Raw genomic sequence first — 17,760 nt, 5'->3', positions numbered from 1 at the left:
CTCTCAACGCCATCAGGACAGAGGCCGGCCGATGCCGGCCGGGAGAGGCCGCGTTGCTCAAGAATCCCTCACGATCGCCGCTTCCGGCGGTCTCGCGCCGCCGCTTCTCGCAGGGGGCCTTCATCGCGCTCGCCGCGCTGGGACTGCCGGGAGGAGTGGCGTCCGCGGCAGCGGTTCCCGCCGCCGGGCAGCCGGTGCGCGGCGGTACCCTGGTGGCGGTCATCCAGCCGGAACCGACGGCACTCGCCAGCGCGGTAAACAACAACTATGCCAACGCCTCGGTCAGTGCGAACGTCTATGACGGGCTGCTGCGCTACGACGAGGAGATGCTGCCGCAGCCCGCGCTGGCCGAATCCTGGGAGGTGTCGGACGGAGGCCGCAGCATCCTCTTCCGGCTACGCAAGGGGGTGAAATGGCATGATGGCGCGGACTTCACCGCCGCCGACGTGCGGTTCAGCGCGCTGGAGCTGTGGAAGAAGCTTCATGCCCGCGGCCGGGTAACCTTCGCCGCCCTGCTCGACGTCGAGACGCCCGATCCGCACACCGCGATCTTCCGCCTCTCGGCACCGGCCCCGGTGATCCTGAGCGCGCTGAACGCGGCGGAATCGCAGGTGATGCCGAAGCACCTGTACGAGAACACCGACATCCTGAAGAATCCGAGGAACAACGCGCCGGTCGGCACCGGCCCCTTCATCTTCAAGGAGTGGAGGAAGGGCCAGCACATCGTACTGGAACGCAATCCCGGCTACTGGGACGAGGGCAAGCCCCACCTCGACCGCCTCGTCTTCCGGATTATTCCCGATGCCGCGTCGCGGGCGGTGGCCCTGGAGACCGGCGAGATCCACTATGCTCCCTTCACCGCGGTCCCTCTCGCCGACGTCGCCCGGCTCCGCGACGACCCGGCGCTGGCGGTCAGCACCAGCGGCTATGCCTTCCAGTCCCACGTCTTCCTGCTCGATTTCAATTTGTCGAACCCGCATCTGGCCGACCTGCGGGTGCGGCGCGCCATCGCCCATGCCATCGACCGCCAGGGGCTGATCGACACGGTCTGGTACGGCTTCGGCAAGCCGGCGGTAAGCCCCGTGCCGTCGCAGCTCACCCGGTTCCACAATCCCGACGTCCCGCGCCATGACTACGATCCCGGCAGGGCGGAAGCCCTGCTTGACGAGGCCGGCCTGCTACGGGGGGCGAACGGCATCCGCTTCACCGTCACCCACGACTATCTGCCCTTCGGCGAGACCTATCGGGATGCCGGCGAATACATCCGCAATAACCTGAAGAAGGTCGGCATCGACTTCGTCCTGCGCGGCCAGGACTATCCGAGCTGGACCAGGCGGGTCTACACCGACTACGCCTACGACATCGACAGCAACACCGTTGCCGTGATGATGGATCCCGAGATGGGATTGCCGCGGCTGCTGCTGTCGACCAACCATGTCCGGGGGGTTCCGACCTCCAACAACACCGGCTACGACAACCCGGAGGCCGACCGCGTCATCAAGGCGCTCCAGGTCGAGCCGGACGCCGGAAAGCGCAAGGCGCTGTTCGGCGAGTTGCAGGCGATCGCCATGACCGATCTGCCGATCCTGCCGCTGTCCGAAATGCGGCACGTCACCATCCACAGCCGGAAACTCCGGGGCCTGGCACAGGCCCCCGATGCGGCGCTGGCCTCGCTCGCCGACGCCTGGCTGTCGGCCTGAGAGGAACGCATGGCCAAGGAAATCCGTTTCAACGCCTTCGTCGTCAACCGGCCGGTCCACCAGTCGCCGGGACTGTGGCGGCACCCGCGCGACCGCTCCACCTCCTACCAAGATCTCGGCTACTGGGTCGAACTGGCGCGCACGCTGGAGCGCGGCAGGTTCGACACCGTCTTCCTCGCCGACGGCATCGGGGTGAACGACGTCTATGGCGGCGGGATCGAGGCGGCGCTGCGCCACGGCTCGCAGGTGCCGACCAACGACCCGATCCTGCTGATCCCGGCGATGGCGCACGCCACCCGCGACCTCGGCTTCGCCGTCACCGGCAACCTGTCCTTCGAGCAGCCCTATCTGTTCGCCCGCCGGCTGTCCACCCTCGACCAGCTCACCCGCGGAAGGCTCGCCTGGAACATCGTCACCGGCAAGTCGGCGGCCGGCGCCAAGGGGCTGGGGCGCAGCATCATCGGCCACGACCGGCGCTACGACATCGCCGACGAATTCATGGAGGTGGTCTACAAGCTGTGGGAGGGCAGCTGGGAGGACGGTGCGGTCCTCTGGGACCGCGAGGCCGGCATCTTCGCCGATCCCGCCAAGGTGCATCGCGTCCGTCACGACGGGGAGCATTACCGCCTCGACGCCATCCACCTGACCGAACCGTCGCCACAGCGCACGCCTCTGCTCTTCCAGGCCGGCGGGTCGCAGCGCGGGCGCCAGTTCGCCGCCCGGCACGCCGAAGGCATCTTCCTGGCCGCCCCTACCAAGACGGTGGCCGGCGCCGTCGTCCGCGACGTGCGCCGCCGCGCCGCCGAGAACGGCCGCGACCCGGCCGAGCTTCTGTTCTTCCCGCTCGTCACCGTCATCACCGGCGAGACCGAACGGGAGGCGAAGGCCAAGCTGGCGGACTACCAGAGCTACATCAGCCACGAAGGCGCCCTCGTGCTCTTTTCCGGCTGGACCGGAATCGATCTCGCCGGGCGCGATCCCGACGAGGTCCTGCGCTTCGAGGACCGCGATAACGGCGTGGTCTCCACCATTGAGGCCTTCACCACCGCCGATCCCAACCGCTCCTGGACCCTGCGCGAGATCGCCCGCCATGCCGGCATCGGCGGGCAGGGACCGGTGATCGTCGGCTCGCCAACCCAGGTGGCGGACGAGTTGCAGTCGTGGGTCGAGGAGGTCGGCGCCGACGGCTTCAACCTCGCCTATGCGGTGGCGCCGGACAGCTACGTCGATTTCGTCGATCTGGTGGTGCCGGAACTGCAACGCCGCGGCGCCTACAAGCGCGACTACGCCCCCGGCACGCTGCGCGAGAAGCTCTACGGCCCCGGGCGAGCCCGGCTGAGCGCCCCGCATCCGGCGGCGGCCTTCCGGCACCTGCCGGCGGAGGACGCGGCATGACCGGCCGGACCCGCCAAAAGGAAATCCGTCTCAACGCCTTCCACATGAACGCGCCCGGCCATTCCTGGGCCGGCCTGTGGACCCATCCGAAGGACCGCTGCGCCAATTACACCGACCTCGATTTCTGGATCGAGCTGGCACGCATCGCCGAGCGCGGCAAGCTCGACGGCATCTTCCTGGCCGACGTCTCCGGCGTCTACGACGTCTATGCCGGCACGCCGGACGCGGCGCTGGCGGCCGGCGCCCAGATCCCGAGCAACGACCCGTCGGTGCTGATCTCCGCCATGGCCGCGGCGACCCGCGATCTCGGCTTCGGCGTCACCGCCTCGGTCGGGTACGAGCAGCCCTATTACCTCGCCCGCCGCTTCTCCACGCTCGACCACCTGACCAAGGGGCGAGTCGGCTGGAACATCGTCACCGGCTATCTGGAAAGCGCCGCACGGGCAATCGGCGACGGCGGGGTGCGGGAGCACGACCAGCGCTACGACCGCGCCGACGAGTTCCTGGAACTGGCCTACCGGCTGTGGGAAGGCAGCTGGGAGGACGGTGCCGCGGTTCGCGACAAGGCCGGCCGGGTCTTCGTCCGGCCGGAGAAGGTCCACCGGATCACCCATCACGGCACCTTCTTCGACCTCGACGCCATCCATCTCAGCGAACCCTCGCCGCAGCGCACCCCCCTGCTCTACCAGGCCGGCACCTCGGGCCGCGGGCGCGAGTTCGCGGCCCGCCACGCCGAATGCGTGTTCATGAACCAGAGCAGGGCCGCGGTGGCGGAGGCCGCCGCCGACATCCGCCGCCGCGCCGCCGCCTATGGCCGGCACCCGGAGGATCTGCTGGTCTTCGTCGGCGCCACCGTCATCGTCGCCCCGGCCGAGGCGGAGGCGCGCGACAAGTACGAGGAGTACCGCAGCCATCTCGACACCCGCGGCGCGCTCGCCCTGCTGTCGGGCTGGACCGGCATCGACTTCTCGCAATACGGCCCCGACGATCCGGTGCGCTACGTCAAGAGCAACGGCATGCAGTCGAAGATCGAGGCGATGACCCTGCGCAGCCCAGACCGCGTCTGGCGCGTGCGCGACCTCGCCGATTTCGGCGAGGTCGGCGGGCGCGGCCCCTTCATCGTCGGCACGCCGTCGCAGGTGGCCGACGAGCTGCTGACCTGGGTCGAGGCCGGCGCCGACGGCTTCAACCTCACCCGCGTGGTGGAGCCGGCCAACCTGACCGACATCGTCGACCTGCTGGTGCCCGAACTGCAGGACCGCGGGGTCTACAAGACCGAATACAGCCCCGGCCCCCTGCGCGAGAAGCTGTTCGGTCCCGGCCGCGCCCGGCTTTCGCCGCGCCATCCCGGCCACGCCTTCCGCCATCCCGGCCCGACAGCCTGACCGCCAGCCCAATAGGAGTTTCGCCATGGATCTCGCCCTTGCCGGCAAGGTCGTCCTCGTCACCGGCGGCAGCAAGGGGCTCGGCCTCGCCGCCGCCCGCGCCTTCGCCCGGGAAGGCTCGCGCGTGGTCATCGCGTCGCGCGGCCGTGACAATCTCGCCGCCGCGCAGGCCGCCCTGGCCGCCGACGGGCTGGAGGTCGCGACGGTCGCCGCCGATTTCGCCGACGCCGCCGAGGCCGCCCGTGCCGTCGCCGAGGCCGAACGCCCCTTCGGCCCGGTCGAGGTGCTGATCAACAGCGCCGGCGCCGCGAAGCGCACCCCGGCCGAGGAACTCGACGCCGCCGCCTGGAAGGCCGGGCTGGACGCCAAGTTCTTCCCCTACATCCACGCCCAGGACGCCGTGCTCAAGAGCTTCCGGCGACGGGCCGGGGCCAGGGCGGATGGCCGGGCGGAAACCCGGCTGCCTCCGCCCCGCCAGATCGGCGCCATCGTCAACATCGTCGGCACCGGCGGCCGGATTCCCTCCGGCACCCATCTGCCGGGCGGCTCCGCCAACGCCGCCCTGCTGCTGTCGACGCTGGGGCTCGCCCGCGAATACGCGCCCTACGGCATCCGCATCAACGCTATCAATCCCGGCTTCACCCTGACCGACCGCATCGAGCAGAACCTCGCCCTGGAGGCCAAGCGCCTCGGCATCAGCCGCGACGAGGCGCTGGCCGCCGGTGCCGCCGCCACGCCGCTGCGCCGCTACGGCGAGGCCCACGAGATCGCCGAGGTGGCGCTGTTCCTGGCCAGCGAGCGGGCGAGCTACGTGGTCGGCGCGCTGGTCGCGGTGGATGGCGGTCAGAGCCTGGCCCTGTAGCGGCCGCCCGAGGACGGAGAACGCCATGCCGACATCGCTGCGCTACGTCTTCCGCCGGCTGGTCCAGGCACTGCCGATGGCCTTCGCCATCGTGCTGCTGAACTTCCTGCTGCTGAAGCTGACGCCGGGCGACCTCGCCGACGTCATCGCCGGAGAATCCGGCTCGGCGACGCCGGAGTTCATGGAGAACCTGCGCCGGCTCTACGGGCTCGACATTCCGGTCCACCTCCAGTTCCTGAACTACATCCAGGGCATCCTGCATTTCGACCTCGGCTATTCCTTCCGCCAGGGCATGCCGGTGGGCGAGTTGATCCTCGAACGCCTTCCGGCGACGATCCTGTTGTCGCTGACCGCGATCCTGTTCGCGCTCCTGATCGGCGTGCTCCTCGGCGTGGTGGCGGCGCGGTCGCGCGGAAGCCTGCTGGACGAGGCGATCTCGGTGGTTTCCACCATGGGCTTCGCCACCCCGCTGTTCTGGGTCGGGCTGATGCTGATCGTGCTGTTCTCAATCGAGCTGCGCTGGCTGCCGTCGGCCGGCATGGTGACGGTGGGGGCGGACTACCGCGGTCGCTGGGACGAGTGGCTCGACATCGGCCGGCATCTGGTGCTGCCGGCCGTGACGCTCAGCCTGTTCTTCCTGTCGATCTATGTCCGCATCACCCGCTCGGCGATGCTGGAGGTCTACGGGCTCGATTTCGTGCGCACCGCCCGGGCCAAGGGGCTGACCGAGGCCCGCGTGGTGATCCGCCACGTTCTGCGCAACGCCCTGCTGCCCATCGTGACGGTCACCGGCCTGCAGCTCGGCGCCATCTTCGGCGGCACGGTGGTGGTCGAGACGGTCTTCGGCTGGCCCGGCCTCGGCCGGTTGGCGCAGGAGGCGGTGTTCTCGCGCGACGTCAACCTGCTGCTCGGCATCTTCCTGTGCAGCTCTTTCATCGTCATCGTCGTCAATCTGGCGGTCGACCTGCTCTATGCGGCGCTCGACCCTCGGGTGGAGGTCCGTCAATGAGCCTGTCCGCCCCGACCCATGGCGGGATGCCGGGCGGCATCCTCCAGCGCCTGATGCGCACGCCGGGGCTCCGCCGGCTGCGCGGTTCGCGGGCGCTGCTGGTCGGCCTGCTGCTGCTGGCCACCGTCGTCGCCGTTGCCCTCTCCGCCGGCCTGCTCTATCCGGGCGATCCGCGCGACATGGCCGGCCCAGCCGGCACCTGGCCCGGCATCGACGCCCGCTTCTCCCTCGGCACCGACATGCTGGGCCGCGACATGGCGGCGGCGATGGCCCATTCCGCCGGCACCTCGCTGACCGTCGGCATCGCCGCGGCGGCGCTGGCGCTGCTGGTCGGCATCGCCGCGGGCGTGCTGGCCGGCTATTTCGGCGGCGCCGTCGACGACGTGCTGATGCGGATCAGCGAACTGTTCCAGACCATGCCGAGCCTGCTCTTTACCATCATCCTGGTGGTGATCCTCGGGCCGACCACCGCCAGCATCAGCTTCGCCATCGGCATCACCGCCTGGCCGCAAATCGCCCGGCTGGTGCGGGCGGAGGCGGTTCGGGTGCGACGGCTCGACTATGTCGACGCCGCGGTCACGCTGGGCATGGGGCATGGGCGGATCGTCCTGCTCCATGTCCTGCCGAACAGCCTGGCGCCGGTCGTGGTCGCCGCATCGATCCTGGTGGCCCAGGCGATTCTGTCCGACGCCTCGCTGTCCTTCCTCGGTCTCGGCGACCCCAACGGCATGAGCTGGGGCAGCATGGTCGGCGCCGGCCGGCCGATGCTGCGCACCGCCTGGTACATGACGGCGCTTCCCGGCGGCGCGATCTTCCTCACCGTCATGGGCTTCATGCTGATCGGCAACGGCCTGAACGACCTCCTCAATCCCCGCACCCCCGTGAGGTGACCCATGAGCCTGCTCGAGGTCGAAGACCTGACCGTCCGTTTCGGCGACGCCGTCGTCGTCGATCGGCTGTCCTTCTCGGTCGAAGCCGGCGAGACGCTGGCCATCGTCGGTGAATCCGGCTGCGGCAAGTCGATGACGGCCCTGGCGCTGACCCGGCTGGTGGCGCCGCCGGGAAGGATCGGTGGACGGGTGCGGCTCGACGGGCTGGACCTGACCGGCCTGCCAGAGGCGCGGATGCGCGCCGTGCGCGGCGACCGCGTCGGCATCGTCTTCCAGGACCCGATGTCGGCGCTCAATCCGGTGCTGACCGTCGGCGAACAGGTCGCCGAGGCGGTGCGCGCCCACAGCCCGCTCGGTGCCCGGGCGGCGCGGGCGCGGGCGGCGGAGCTGCTGGATCTCGTCCATATTCCCGACGCCCATCGCCGCCTCGACGACCATCCGCACCGCTTCTCGGGGGGCATGCGCCAGCGGGTCGCCATCGCCATCGCCATCGCCGCCAACCCCTCCCTGCTGATCGCCGACGAGCCGACGACGGCGCTCGACGTCACCATCCAGGCGCAGATCCTCTGCCTGCTCGACGAGCTGCGCCGCGACCTCGGCATGGGGCTGATCCTCATCACCCACGACCTCGGCGTCGTTGCCGAAACCGCCGACCGCGTGCTGGTCATGTATGCCGGACGCAAGGTCGAGGAGCAGGACACGCCCGGCCTGTTCGCCGCCCCGCTGCACCCCTACACCCGCCGGCTGATGGGGGCCAAGCCGCGGCTGACGCTGGGCGAGCCGCCGCCGCGGCAGCGGCTGCAGGAAATCCCCGGCCTGGTGCCCCTGCCGGGCGCCATCCCGCCGGGCTGCGCCTTCGCTCCGCGCTGCGCCGACGCCGACGCCGGCTGCGCCACTGTTCCGCCCTTGCAGCGGCACGGGCGGGCGGCGGTCGCCTGCCACAAGGTCGAGCTGCCGGCCTGGACGCCCCGACAGGTCCCGCGATGGACCGACCGCAGCCAATGGAGGGCGGCTGAATGAGCGCGCTTCTCGAGGTCGAGGATCTCCGTGTCCGCTACGCCACCCGGCGCGGATCCCTGATGGCGGTGGACGGCGTGTCCTTCACCCTGCACGCCGGCAGGACGCTGGGTCTGGTCGGCGAGTCCGGCTGCGGCAAATCCTCGCTCGGCAAGGCGATCATGCGGATCGTCGATCCGCATTCCGGCGCCATCCGGCTCGACGGCGTGGACATCGGCCGGCTGAGCGGCGGCCACCTGCGCCCGCACCGCCGCCGCTTCCAGATGGTGTTCCAGGATCCGGCGGCCTCGCTCGACCCACGCCAGCGCATCCGCCGCGCCCTGGAGGAGCCGCTGGCGGTGCATGGCCGCGGCGACCGGAGCGAGCGGCGCGACAGAGTGCGCGAGGTCATGGCCCAGGTCGGGCTGCACCCCGAGATGGTGGACCGGCTGCCGCATGAATTCTCCGGCGGCCAGCGCCAGCGCATCGCCATCGCCCGCGCCCTGATGCTGGAACCGAGCCTGATCGTCTGCGACGAGCCGGTGTCGGCGCTCGACGTCTCGCTGCAGGCGCAGATCCTCAACCTGCTGGCCGACCTGCAGGCGTCCCGCGGGATCGCCTACCTGTTCATCAGCCACGACCTTTCGGTGGTCCAGCATCTCGCCGACCGGATCGCCGTGATGTATCTCGGCCAGATCGTCGAGATCGCCGACCGCACGGCCTTGTGGCGGTCACCGGCCCACCCCTACACCCAGGCGCTGATCGCCGCGGTTCCGCGCATGAACCCGGAACGGCGCGGGCTGAACCGGACCCGGCTGCTGCCGGGCGACCTGCCGGCGCCGCAGGATCCGCCGCCGGGATGCCGCTTCGCCGGCCGCTGCCCCTTCGCGACCCGCCTGTGCCGCGAGCAGGCTCCGCGGCTGGCCGAGATCGCCCCCGGACATGCGGTCGCCTGCCATCTCCATACCGCGCCCGATGGCGGGCCAGATGGCGCGGCAGCCCCGTCCCTTCCCCCTTTCCTGCAAAAGGACACCGTCCAATGAACGCCGTCACCGGCAAGCCCGTCCCCGCGCATGATCCGACTTTCGAGACGGCGGAGCAAAAGCAGGCCCGCGTCGATCTGGCCGCGGCCCAGCGCCTGGCGGTGATCCAGGAGATGAGCGAGGGCATCTACAACCATTTCACCCTGGCGGTGCCGGGACATGACGACCGCTTCTATGTCAGCCCGCTCGGGCTGCACTGGTCGGAGATCAGGGCTGGCGACCTGCTCACCGTCGATTACGACGGCCGCCTGCTCGACGGCAGGGGACCGCTCCAGCGCTCCGCCTTCTGCATCCACGCCCCCATCCACCGGCGCAAGCCGCAGCACGCCGCGCTGTTCCACACCCACATGCCCTACACTAGTGCGCTGACCCGGTTGCAGGACCAGCGGCTGCTGCCGATCGGGCACACCGAGGCCCAGCTGATCGCCGAGATCGCCTATGACGACGACTACACCGGCCTCGCCCGCGACCCGGCCGAGGGCGAGCGTCTGGCCGACATCCTCGGCGACAAGACCATTCTGATCATGGCGCATCACGGCGTGCTGGTCGCCGGCCGGACCGTCTCGGAAGCCTACGACCGGCTCTATACGCTGGAGCGGGCGGCGCGGGTGCAGCTCTTCGCCCAATGGACCGGCAAGCCGCTGCGCGAACTGCCCGGCGAGATGGTCGCGCATGTCCACGCCACCATCACCGGCGGCCCGCTGGCCCCCGGCGTGCCGTCGGGCCACGAGCTACATTTCGGCGCCCTGAAGCGGCTGCTCGACCGCCAGAACCCCGGCTACCGCGAATGACCGTCCCCGCCTTCGACCGAAAGGGCACCGCCGTGACCGCCTTCCCCCACGCCCCGGCCCAGACGCCGATTGAGACGCCGGCCGGGACGACCGGCATTGATCCCCGGACGCTTCTGCACTGGCTGGAGGACGGCGGCGAGATCGCCTTCCTCGACCTGCGCGAGGAAGGCCCCTTCGGCGAGGGGCACCCGCTTCTCGCCGTCAACATTCCGTTCAGCCGGCTGGAGTTCGACATCGCCGCGCTCGTCCCGCGCGCCGACACCCGCATCGTCCTGCTGGCCGAAGAACCGGCCGCCGCGCAGGCGGCCAGCCGGCTCTCGGCGCTCGGCTATACCGGCGTCCATGTGCTGTCCGGCGGGGTGGAGTCCTGGTCCGCCGCCGGCTTGCCGCTCTTCCCCAGCGTCAACGTGCCGGGCAAGGCCTTCGCCGAATGCGTCGAACATGCCTATCATACGCCTGACATCGAGGCGGCTGAACTCGACCGGCTAGTCCGGGCCGGGGCCGATCTGGTGATCCTCGACAGCCGCACCGCCGACGAGTTCGAGCGTTTCCACGTGCCGGGCGCCGTCAGCGCGCCGGGTGCTGAGATCGTCCACCGCTTCGCCGACCTCGTTCCATCGCCGGACAGTCTCGTCGTCGTCTCCTGCGCCGGACGGACGCGGGGCATCATCGGCGCCCAGGCGCTGATCAACGCCGGCATTCCCAACCGCGTGGTCGCCCTGTCGGGCGGAACCCAGGGCTGGCGCCTCGCCGGCTTCGAGCTGGAGCGCGACACCCCGCTTCCGCCCCGGCCGCCGGTGGGGCCGAAGGCCCGCGAAACGGCGCGGCGGCACGCCGCCGACCTTGCCCGGCGCTTCGCCGTCCCGGTGATCGACCGCGCCGCGCTGGAGCGGCTGCGTGCCGATCCCGCCCGAACCACCTATCTCTTCGACGTCCGCCTGCCGACCGAGCATGCCGGGGGGCATGCCGAGGGGGTTCCGTCCGCCCAGGGCGGGCAGCTGGTGCAGGCGCTCGACAAATGGGCGGCCACCCGCGGGGCACGGATCGTGCTGACCGACGACGACGGTGTGCGCGCCACCGTGACGGCGCACTGGTTGCGCCAGCTCGGCTGGGATGCGCTGGTCCTGCCCGGACTGGTGTCGGGGACCGCCCCGCCTGCCGCCCATGCGGTGCCCGCCGCCCCACCGCGGGCGAAGGTTCTTTCCGCCGACGAGGCGGGCGACCGGCTGCGGCGCGGTGCGGCTCTGCTCTTCTCGGATTCCAGCGGCGATTACCGCCGCTCCCACCCGGCGGGAGCGCTCTGGGCCAACCGCTCGCGCCTCGGCCCGCCAGACCGGTTCGACCGCGCGGCCGGGGTCGTGGTGACCGGGCGGGATCCGGTGACCGCCCATCTCCTCGCCCTGGATCTCGAAGAGGCCGGCATTCCGGCCGCGGTCCTTCCCGGCGGCGAGGCGGCCTGGACGGCCGCCGGGCTTGCGGTCGTCACGTCGCCGTCCGAGCCTGCCGATGCCGACCGCATCGACCATCTGTTCTGGCTTCATGACCGCCACAGCGGCAACCTCGAAGCGTCGCGCGCCTATCTCGACTGGGAGCTGTCGCTGCCGGGGGCCGTCGGCACGCCGGAAGCCGCCGGCTTCCGCATCGGACCGGCAGCGGTACGATGACCGGCCCGCGCATCTGCATCTTCGGGGCGGGCGCGGTGGGCAGCCATGTGGCGGCGAGGCTGCTGCGCGCCGGTATCCCTGGCGTCGCCGTCGTTGCGCGCGGTCCTCATCTGGCCGCGATGCGCGAGCGCGGCCTCACCTTCCGGAGCAGCCGGGAAGAGTTCCGCGTCGCGGTGCCGGTGGCGACCGACGACCCGTCGATCCTGCCGCCGCAGGACATCGTCGTCGTCACGCTGAAGGCGCCGGCCCTACCGCCGGCGGCGGGCGCGCTCGCCCGGCTGCTGGCTCCCGATGGGGTCGCGGTCTTCCTGTTGAACGGGATCCCGTGGTGGTGGAACTATGGCCTGCGGGAGGGCGGCGGTCCGCTGCCGCTGCTCGATCCCGATGCCGCGCTCTGGCGACAGGTCGGGCCGGCGCGGGCGCTGGGGGGCGTCGTGATGTCGCCCAACGAGATCGTCGAACCGGGGGTCGTCATCCACGGCGCGCACAGCCGCTTCACCATCGGCGAACCCGACGGCGGCGACAGCCCGCGCGCCCGCGGACTGGTCGAACTGTTCACCGCCGCCGGCATGCCCGCCCTGCTGTCGACCGACATCCGGACCGACATCTGGCTCAAGCTGCTGGTCAACGCGCCGGGCAACCCGCTGGCCGCCCTTACCCGACTGTCGGCGAAGGACCGGGCCGCCGACCCCGAGCTGGCCGAACTCGGGCGGCGCATCGCCGGCGAGGTGGCCGACACCGCCCGGGCGCTCGGCTATGATCTGACCCAGCACGTCGATGCCGACGATACGATGAGGTGGGCCGCCACGCGGTCGGAAACCCGGCCATCCATGTTGCAGGATGTCCTGCACGGCCGCGCCACCGAGATCGAATGCCTGCTCGGCCAAGTGCAGGCCTTTGCCAGGGAGCGGTCCGTCCCGACGCCGGTCATCGACATCGTCCTGCCGATCCTGCGCGGCCTGGACCGGTCCCTGCGCCGGTGACGGTGGCGCAGGTCCTTTCTGGCATCGCCATCGGCGGCAGGCGGTCNGGCGGTCCGTCAGTCCGGCGCCGGACCGCCTGCCGCCGGGACGAACGGGACGCGGCCCTCGACCGGATAGCCGGGGTCGTTGTAGCCGGGGGTGGACGCATTACCCCTCGACACCAGACGGTCGACCAGCGCCTCGTCCTCGGCGGTGAAGCGGTAATCGAGCGCCCGTACATAGGCGTCCCACTGTTCCTCGGTGCGGGGGCCGGCGATGGCGGCGGTGACCACCCTGTTGTTCAGCACCCAGGCCAGTGCGAAATCGGCGGCGGAGATGCCGCGGGTGGCGGCATGGCGCTGGATTTCCTGGGCGATGGCCAGGGATTCCGGGCGCCATTCGGTTTCGAGGATGCGGCGGTCGGCCCGGCCGGCCCGGGTGTCCGGCGCCGGCGCCGCACCGGGAACATATTTGCCGGTCAGCACGCCCCGGGCGAGCGGCGAGTAGGAGACGACGCCGATCCCGTAATGGCCCGCAGCCGGAAGCTGCTCCACCTCCGCCTTGCGGTCGACGATGTTGTAGAGCGGCTGGCTCGCCACCGGCCGGTCGATGCCGTGGGCGTCGGCCAGATGGACGATCTCGGCGATCCGCCAGCCGCTGAAATTGGACACGCCGAAATAGCGCAGCTTGCCGGCCCGAATCAGGTCGGCGATCGCCCGCACCGCCTCGTCCAGCGGAGCGTCGAGCGGCGCCCGGTGGATATAGGCGATGTCGATGTAGTCGGTGCCGAGGCGGCGCAGGCTATTCTCCACCGCTTCGACGATCCACTTGCGCGAAATGCCCCTGCTGTTCGGCCCCTCCCCCATCGGGTTGGCGAACTTGGTCGCCAGCACCCAGGCGTCGCGGTCGCCGCGGACCGCGCTTCCGACCACCCGCTCCGACGCGCCGCGATGATAGACGTCGGCCGTGTCGATGAAGGTGAAGCCCTGAGCCCGCGCCTTCGCGATGATGCGGTGGGCAGTCGCCTCGTCGGCCTGCCCGCCGAACATCATGGTGCCCAGCGCCAGCGGCGGAACCTTCAGTCCGCTGCGGCCAAGATTGCGGTAATCGACCATGTCCCCAAATCTCCCTTGGCTGGAAGCCTGACCCTGCGGACCCCCGGCCGGCAGCCCCCCGGCAGGCAGTCTTGTACGCTCTTGTTGCTACCGACCCCTGCGCCGAGACCAGTGGAACAGTCGCCCCGCCATTCAGGCAAGCGGCAGCGTTAGGGCGTCCTCCTCGATCTCGATGCCCAGCGCCTCGTTGAACCGGTTGAAGAACGCGCAGAGCGCGGTGCGCAGCGTCAGTTCGACCACCTGCTCCTCGCTGAAATGCTCACGCAGACGGGCGAACAGGGCGTCGCTCACCCGCGCCGGGTCGCGGGTGACCTGCGCCGCATAGTCCCGGACCAGACGGTCCACCGGGTCGAGCCCCGGCACGTCGGGATCGAGGATCCGCTCCACCGTCGCGGCAGGCAGGCCCTGCTCGACCAGACGCGGGGCATGGTGCGCGACGCAGTAGGCGCAGGCTGCCGCCTTCGATGCGGTCACCAGCACGATCTCCAGATGCCGTTTGGAGATCACCGCGTCGGATGCGGACTCCAGCAGCAACCCGAAGACATGACGCAAGGCCGGCGGGCGGTGGGCGAAGACGCGCAGCATGTTGCCGAAGGGGCCGTAGTCGCGCTGGATGCGCTCGTAGACGGCACGGGCTTCGCCGCTGACATCCTCGATTTCGATGTTGCGGACACGGGCCATGGGAACGGTTCCTTCTGTCGGATCAGGCAAGATCGGTTTTGGACGGGGGCTCGGCAAGGTGACAGGCGACGAGGTGGTCCGGGTCGCCGACGGCACGCAGCGATGGCGCCTCATGGCGGCACCGCTCGACCGCCAGGGGGCAGCGGGTGTGGAAACGGCAGCCGGCCGGCGGCGCGAAGGCACTGGGCAGGTCGCCGGTCAGCGCCGCCCGCGTCCGCCGCTCCGCCGGCCGGTCCAGATCGGGGACCGCATCGAACAGCGCCCGGGTATAGGGGTGCAGCGGACGCCGCCACAGCGCCGCGCGCGGGGCGGTCTCGACGATGCGGCCGAGATACATCACGCCGACCCGGTCGGCGATGTGCTCGACCACCGACAGGTCGTGGCTGATAAACAGGAATGCGACGCCGAGGTCGCGTTGCAGATCGTCCAGCAGATTGAGGATCTGCGCCTGCACCGAGACGTCGAGCGCCGACACCGGCTCGTCGCAGACCACCAGGGCCGGCGACAGGGCGAGCGCGCGGGCGATGCCGATCCGCTGGCGCTGGCCGCCGGAAAACTCGTGCGGATGGCGCGAGGCCGCATCCGCAGGCAAGCCGACGCGGGCGAGCAGGTCGATGACACGGTCACGCCGCTCCGACCGCCGGCCGATGCCGTGGACGTGCAGTGGTTCGGCGAGCAGCTGCCCAACGGTCCAGCGGGGATCGAGCGAGCCGAACGGGTCCTGGAATACCATCTGCAACTTGCGCCGGATCGGGCGCAGTGCCGCCCGGCTCTTGCCGGACAGATCCTCGCCGTCCAGACGGATGCGGCCGGACGCCGGCTCGATCAGCCGCAAGATCGCCCGGCCGAGCGTCGATTTCCCGCAGCCTGACTCGCCCACGAGGCCGAGCGTCTCGCCCCGCCCGACGGTCAGCGACACCCCGTCCACCGCGTGGACGACACCCTGCGGCGTGTCGTAGCGGACGACGAGGTCCTCGACCGCCAGCAGCGGGTCTCCCTGCCCCGCATCGGGCCGCACGGTGTCAGGCGAGGCGGACATGGGGAAGGCTGTGGCTTGGGGCAAGGAAGTCTCCGACGCGAAGGCAGGCGACCTGCCCGTCTTCCAACGATGTCAGGGGCGGTTCGGCGACGGTGCAGTCTTCCGTCGCCAGCGCGCAGCGCGGGGCGAAGGCGCAGCCCGGCGGCATCGCCGCCAGCGACGGCACGGTGCCGGGGATCTCGACCAGCCGGGGACGCTCCCCGCCCTCGACGCGGCGGCGCGGGCGGGCGGCGATCAGGCCGCGGGTGTAGGGGTGCAGCGGGGTTGCGAACAGGTCGGTGGCGGCGCGCTCCTCGACCTTGCGGCCGGCATACATCACCAGCACCCGCTCGGCATGGCCGGCGACGACGCCCAGATCGTGGGTGATGAGGACGACGCCCATGCCGCCCTGCTTCAGCTCGTCGATCAGGTCGAGAATCTGCGCCTGGATGGTGACGTCGAGCGCCGTCGTCGGCTCGTCGGCGACCAGAACCGCCGGGTTGCAGGCCAGCGCCATGGCGATCACCACCCGCTGGCGCATTCCGCCGGACAGCCGGTGCGGGTGCTCGCCGAAGCGGCGGACCGGGTCGGGAATGTGTACGCGCTCCAGCAGCGTCAGCGCGCGGTCGCGGGCCTCGCGGCGGCTCACCGTTTCATGGTCGCGGATGGTTTCGACGATCTGTTCGCCGATGGTCAGCACCGGGTTGAGCGTGGTCATCGGCTCCTGGAAGACCATGGCGATCCGGCGGCCACGGACATCGCGCAAAGCCTCGGGGCCGAGCCCCAACAGGTTGCGTCCCTCCAGCCGGATCGCCTTGCCCTCGGCGCGGCCCGGCGGTTGAAAGAGGCCGAGAAGGGCCAGCGCGGTGATCGACTTGCCGCAGCCGGACTCTCCGACGATGGCCAGCGTCTCGCCGCGCGCCACCTGGAAGGACAGGTTGCGCACCGCCAGCAGGCTGCGCCGGATTGTCGCTGCGGCCCTGACCGACCGGGCCGTCGATGACGCCGCACAGGTCGGGCCACTGCTGGATCAGGTGGCTGACCCGATCGCCGCCTTCCTGGGCGACGGTGCCTACGACTGTCTGTGTGTTTACGCCGACATGCAGGCGCGCCATCCGGAGGCTGCGGTTGTGGTGCCGCTGCGCGTCGGCGCCGTGCTCAGCGACACCGCCGAAACCGCGCCGACGCAGCGTGACCGGCACCTTCAGCAGATCGCCGAAATTGGGCGGCTGAACTGGCAACGCCACAGCCGATACAATTTGCGCGCGCTGGTGGAGGCCCAGATCGGGCGCTGGAAACGCATCATCGGCAGCACCCTGCGCTCCCACACCGCTGCGGCGCAGACAACCGAGATCGCTATCGCCGTGGAGGTCCTTAACCGCATGCTCGACCTTGGACGCCCGAACTCCGTCCGCGCCGCGTGAGCAGAAGCCGGGAAAGGAAGCTTCTCGGTCCGCCGAGCCTCCCTGCAACACGCTGGGCGGCGCTGGAGCGTTTCGGTCGCGGCGAGCCGCATGCGCCGTATGGCTGGACCGCTCCGGGGACGAGCGTCGAGGATCTGGCCCAGCTGTACGCTGAACAGGGGCTGAAGCCGGTGGATCCCGCTGGGGCGCCGCCGGATGGAGTGAAGGTGGCCTATAACGTTGCCCAGGCGTGCGCCTTCTGATCCGCCTAGTACGGGCTTGCGCGCGGCGCCCCAACGTCCATGTCTTCGACCGAGAATCCCGCGGGAGATCGGTGGCGTCGCCTCCAGGTGCCTCGCCCTCTATGTAGTGGTTGCTGAGGTTGGTTAGGTCATCACCGCGGGAGCGACTCCAGGCCGAGGACAGCGCAAGGGGGGGCCCATCTGGACAACCAAGAGGAGATTGTCCGGCAAACCCTTGGGATGAAGGTTTGCCGGACAAACGAAGCCGAACCAATCGGTTGGCATTCGTCCGAATGCATCGTAGCGGTTGAATGCCAATTCCTTCGACCCGCCGGTCCTCGGTAGGGTGAAACGACACTTCCACCTGGCTCGGGCGGCGCCGCCTGGACGCCGCGAGCGGGCGGATCACTGCCGGCCGTAGACGTTGGTGCAAAATGGCCGGGCCGGTGGTGTGCGAAAGCGGCCCCGCTGAAGCCGAGCCTGCGATGCCATACAAAATGAGCGAGAGCTGCCGCCACAAGATCCCGAAGGTCCGGTACCGTATGGAGAACTGGTCAGCTTACGATGCGGCGCTGCGCCGGCGGGGTGACCTGACGATCTGGGT

The 17,760-nt window shown here is 70.5% G+C and carries 16 protein-coding genes and 1 pseudogene; 13 read left to right on the top strand and 4 right to left on the bottom strand.

The features are described 5' to 3' along the window. Positions 1–53: 53 nt before the first annotated feature. From JHL17_RS00720 to JHL17_RS00670, 11 genes are read left to right on the top strand one after another with little or no spacing between them, the layout of a single operon-like run. Positions 54–1,700, top strand: coding sequence for an ABC transporter substrate-binding protein (locus tag JHL17_RS00720; RefSeq protein ID WP_247893229.1), 1,647 nt, complete (start codon positions 54–56; stop codon positions 1,698–1,700). A 9-nt stretch (positions 1,701–1,709) separates the two neighbouring features. Continuing rightward, complete coding sequence (locus tag JHL17_RS00715; RefSeq protein WP_200190137.1) at positions 1,710–3,095, top strand: LLM class flavin-dependent oxidoreductase; 1,386 nt, start codon at positions 1,710–1,712, stop codon at positions 3,093–3,095. Then, the gene (locus JHL17_RS00710) at positions 3,092–4,480 is read left to right on the top strand and encodes an LLM class flavin-dependent oxidoreductase (protein ID WP_200190136.1); all 1,389 of its coding nucleotides are present in this window, start codon (positions 3,092–3,094) and stop codon (positions 4,478–4,480) included. The genes JHL17_RS00715 and JHL17_RS00710 overlap by 4 nt, the downstream gene beginning before the upstream one ends. A 25-nt stretch (positions 4,481–4,505) precedes the next feature. Continuing rightward, entirely contained in the window at positions 4,506–5,342 is an 837-nt protein-coding gene (locus JHL17_RS00705; protein ID WP_200190135.1) for an SDR family NAD(P)-dependent oxidoreductase, read from the top strand. Positions 5,343–5,367: 25 nt separating this feature from the next. After that, positions 5,368–6,351 carry an ABC transporter permease gene (locus JHL17_RS00700; RefSeq protein ID WP_200190134.1) on the top strand — a complete coding sequence of 328 codons (984 nt, stop codon included), beginning with the start codon at positions 5,368–5,370 and terminating at the stop codon, positions 6,349–6,351. Further along, positions 6,348–7,241 (top strand): ABC transporter permease, encoded by an 894-nt coding sequence (locus JHL17_RS00695; protein WP_247893228.1) that lies wholly within the window; start codon positions 6,348–6,350, stop codon positions 7,239–7,241. The genes JHL17_RS00700 and JHL17_RS00695 overlap by 4 nt, the downstream gene beginning before the upstream one ends. Positions 7,242–7,244: 3 nt before the next feature. Further along, on the top strand, positions 7,245–8,261 hold the full coding sequence (locus JHL17_RS00690) for an ABC transporter ATP-binding protein (protein WP_200190133.1): 1,017 nt from the start codon (positions 7,245–7,247) through the stop codon (positions 8,259–8,261). After that, on the top strand, positions 8,258–9,280 hold the full coding sequence (locus JHL17_RS00685; RefSeq protein ID WP_200190132.1) for an ABC transporter ATP-binding protein: 1,023 nt from the start codon (positions 8,258–8,260) through the stop codon (positions 9,278–9,280). Before JHL17_RS00690 ends, JHL17_RS00685 begins: the two co-directional genes overlap by 4 nt. After that, the gene (locus JHL17_RS00680; RefSeq protein ID WP_200190131.1) at positions 9,277–10,071 is read left to right on the top strand and encodes a class II aldolase/adducin family protein; all 795 of its coding nucleotides are present in this window, start codon (positions 9,277–9,279) and stop codon (positions 10,069–10,071) included. The genes JHL17_RS00685 and JHL17_RS00680 overlap by 4 nt, the downstream gene beginning before the upstream one ends. Next, the gene (locus JHL17_RS00675) at positions 10,068–11,735 is read left to right on the top strand and encodes a rhodanese-like domain-containing protein (RefSeq protein ID WP_200190130.1); all 1,668 of its coding nucleotides are present in this window, start codon (positions 10,068–10,070) and stop codon (positions 11,733–11,735) included. Before JHL17_RS00680 ends, JHL17_RS00675 begins: the two co-directional genes overlap by 4 nt. Then, on the top strand, positions 11,732–12,718 hold the full coding sequence (locus tag JHL17_RS00670; RefSeq protein WP_200190129.1) for a ketopantoate reductase family protein: 987 nt from the start codon (positions 11,732–11,734) through the stop codon (positions 12,716–12,718). Before JHL17_RS00675 ends, JHL17_RS00670 begins: the two co-directional genes overlap by 4 nt. Positions 12,719–12,774: 56 nt before the next feature. On the opposite strand, the gene JHL17_RS00665 is transcribed toward JHL17_RS00670, so the two are convergent. From JHL17_RS00665 to JHL17_RS00650, 4 genes are all read right to left on the bottom strand, one after another. Continuing rightward, on the bottom strand, positions 12,775–13,812 hold the full coding sequence (locus tag JHL17_RS00665; RefSeq protein WP_200190128.1) for an aldo/keto reductase: 1,038 nt from the start codon (positions 13,810–13,812) through the stop codon (positions 12,775–12,777). A gap of 132 nt (positions 13,813–13,944) precedes the next feature. Beyond that, complete coding sequence (locus JHL17_RS00660) at positions 13,945–14,493, bottom strand: carboxymuconolactone decarboxylase family protein (protein WP_085557434.1); 549 nt, start codon at positions 14,491–14,493, stop codon at positions 13,945–13,947. Positions 14,494–14,515: 22 nt separating this feature from the next. Further along, the gene (locus JHL17_RS00655; protein ID WP_200190127.1) at positions 14,516–15,532 is read right to left on the bottom strand and encodes an ABC transporter ATP-binding protein; all 1,017 of its coding nucleotides are present in this window, start codon (positions 15,530–15,532) and stop codon (positions 14,516–14,518) included. Next, on the bottom strand, positions 15,516–16,457 hold the full coding sequence (locus JHL17_RS00650) for an ABC transporter ATP-binding protein (protein WP_345773725.1): 942 nt from the start codon (positions 16,455–16,457) through the stop codon (positions 15,516–15,518). The genes JHL17_RS00655 and JHL17_RS00650 overlap by 17 nt, the downstream gene beginning before the upstream one ends. Here JHL17_RS00650 and JHL17_RS00645 point away from each other — a divergent pair. Then, complete coding sequence (locus JHL17_RS00645; protein ID WP_200190126.1) at positions 16,450–16,935, top strand: transposase; 486 nt, start codon at positions 16,450–16,452, stop codon at positions 16,933–16,935. The genes JHL17_RS00650 and JHL17_RS00645 overlap by 8 nt on opposite strands. A gap of 706 nt (positions 16,936–17,641) precedes the next feature. Beyond that, positions 17,642–17,760, top strand: a pseudogene (locus JHL17_RS00640) (IS5/IS1182 family transposase); the annotation flags it as partial.

The organism is Azospirillum endophyticum (assembly GCF_016595245.1).
Classification (GTDB): domain Bacteria; phylum Pseudomonadota; class Alphaproteobacteria; order Azospirillales; family Azospirillaceae; genus Azospirillum; species Azospirillum endophyticum.
This window is presented reverse-complemented; position numbering and strand designations above follow the sequence as displayed.

Bases quoted from the DNA above. Each gene is read 5' to 3' on its own strand.
- JHL17_RS00685 (WP_200190132.1), top strand. From the start codon at position 8,258: ATGAGCGCGCTTCTCGAGGTCGAGGATCTCCGTGTCCGCTACGCCACC.
- JHL17_RS00690 (WP_200190133.1), top strand. From the start codon at position 7,245: ATGAGCCTGCTCGAGGTCGAAGACCTGACCGTCCGTTTCGGCGACGCC.
- JHL17_RS00705 (WP_200190135.1), top strand. From the start codon at position 4,506: ATGGATCTCGCCCTTGCCGGCAAGGTCGTCCTCGTCACCGGCGGCAGC.
- JHL17_RS00675 (WP_200190130.1), top strand. From the start codon at position 10,068: ATGACCGTCCCCGCCTTCGACCGAAAGGGCACCGCCGTGACCGCCTTC.
- JHL17_RS00680 (WP_200190131.1), top strand. From the start codon at position 9,277: ATGAACGCCGTCACCGGCAAGCCCGTCCCCGCGCATGATCCGACTTTC.
- JHL17_RS00670 (WP_200190129.1), top strand. From the start codon at position 11,732: ATGACCGGCCCGCGCATCTGCATCTTCGGGGCGGGCGCGGTGGGCAGC.
- JHL17_RS00700 (WP_200190134.1), top strand. From the start codon at position 5,368: ATGCCGACATCGCTGCGCTACGTCTTCCGCCGGCTGGTCCAGGCACTG.
- JHL17_RS00710 (WP_200190136.1), top strand. From the start codon at position 3,092: ATGACCGGCCGGACCCGCCAAAAGGAAATCCGTCTCAACGCCTTCCAC.
- JHL17_RS00655 (WP_200190127.1), bottom strand. From the start codon at position 15,532: ATGTCCGCCTCGCCTGACACCGTGCGGCCCGATGCGGGGCAGGGAGAC.
- JHL17_RS00665 (WP_200190128.1), bottom strand. From the start codon at position 13,812: ATGGTCGATTACCGCAATCTTGGCCGCAGCGGACTGAAGGTTCCGCCG.
- JHL17_RS00715 (WP_200190137.1), top strand. From the start codon at position 1,710: ATGGCCAAGGAAATCCGTTTCAACGCCTTCGTCGTCAACCGGCCGGTC.
- JHL17_RS00695 (WP_247893228.1), top strand. From the start codon at position 6,348: ATGAGCCTGTCCGCCCCGACCCATGGCGGGATGCCGGGCGGCATCCTC.
- JHL17_RS00660 (WP_085557434.1), bottom strand. From the start codon at position 14,493: ATGGCCCGTGTCCGCAACATCGAAATCGAGGATGTCAGCGGCGAAGCC.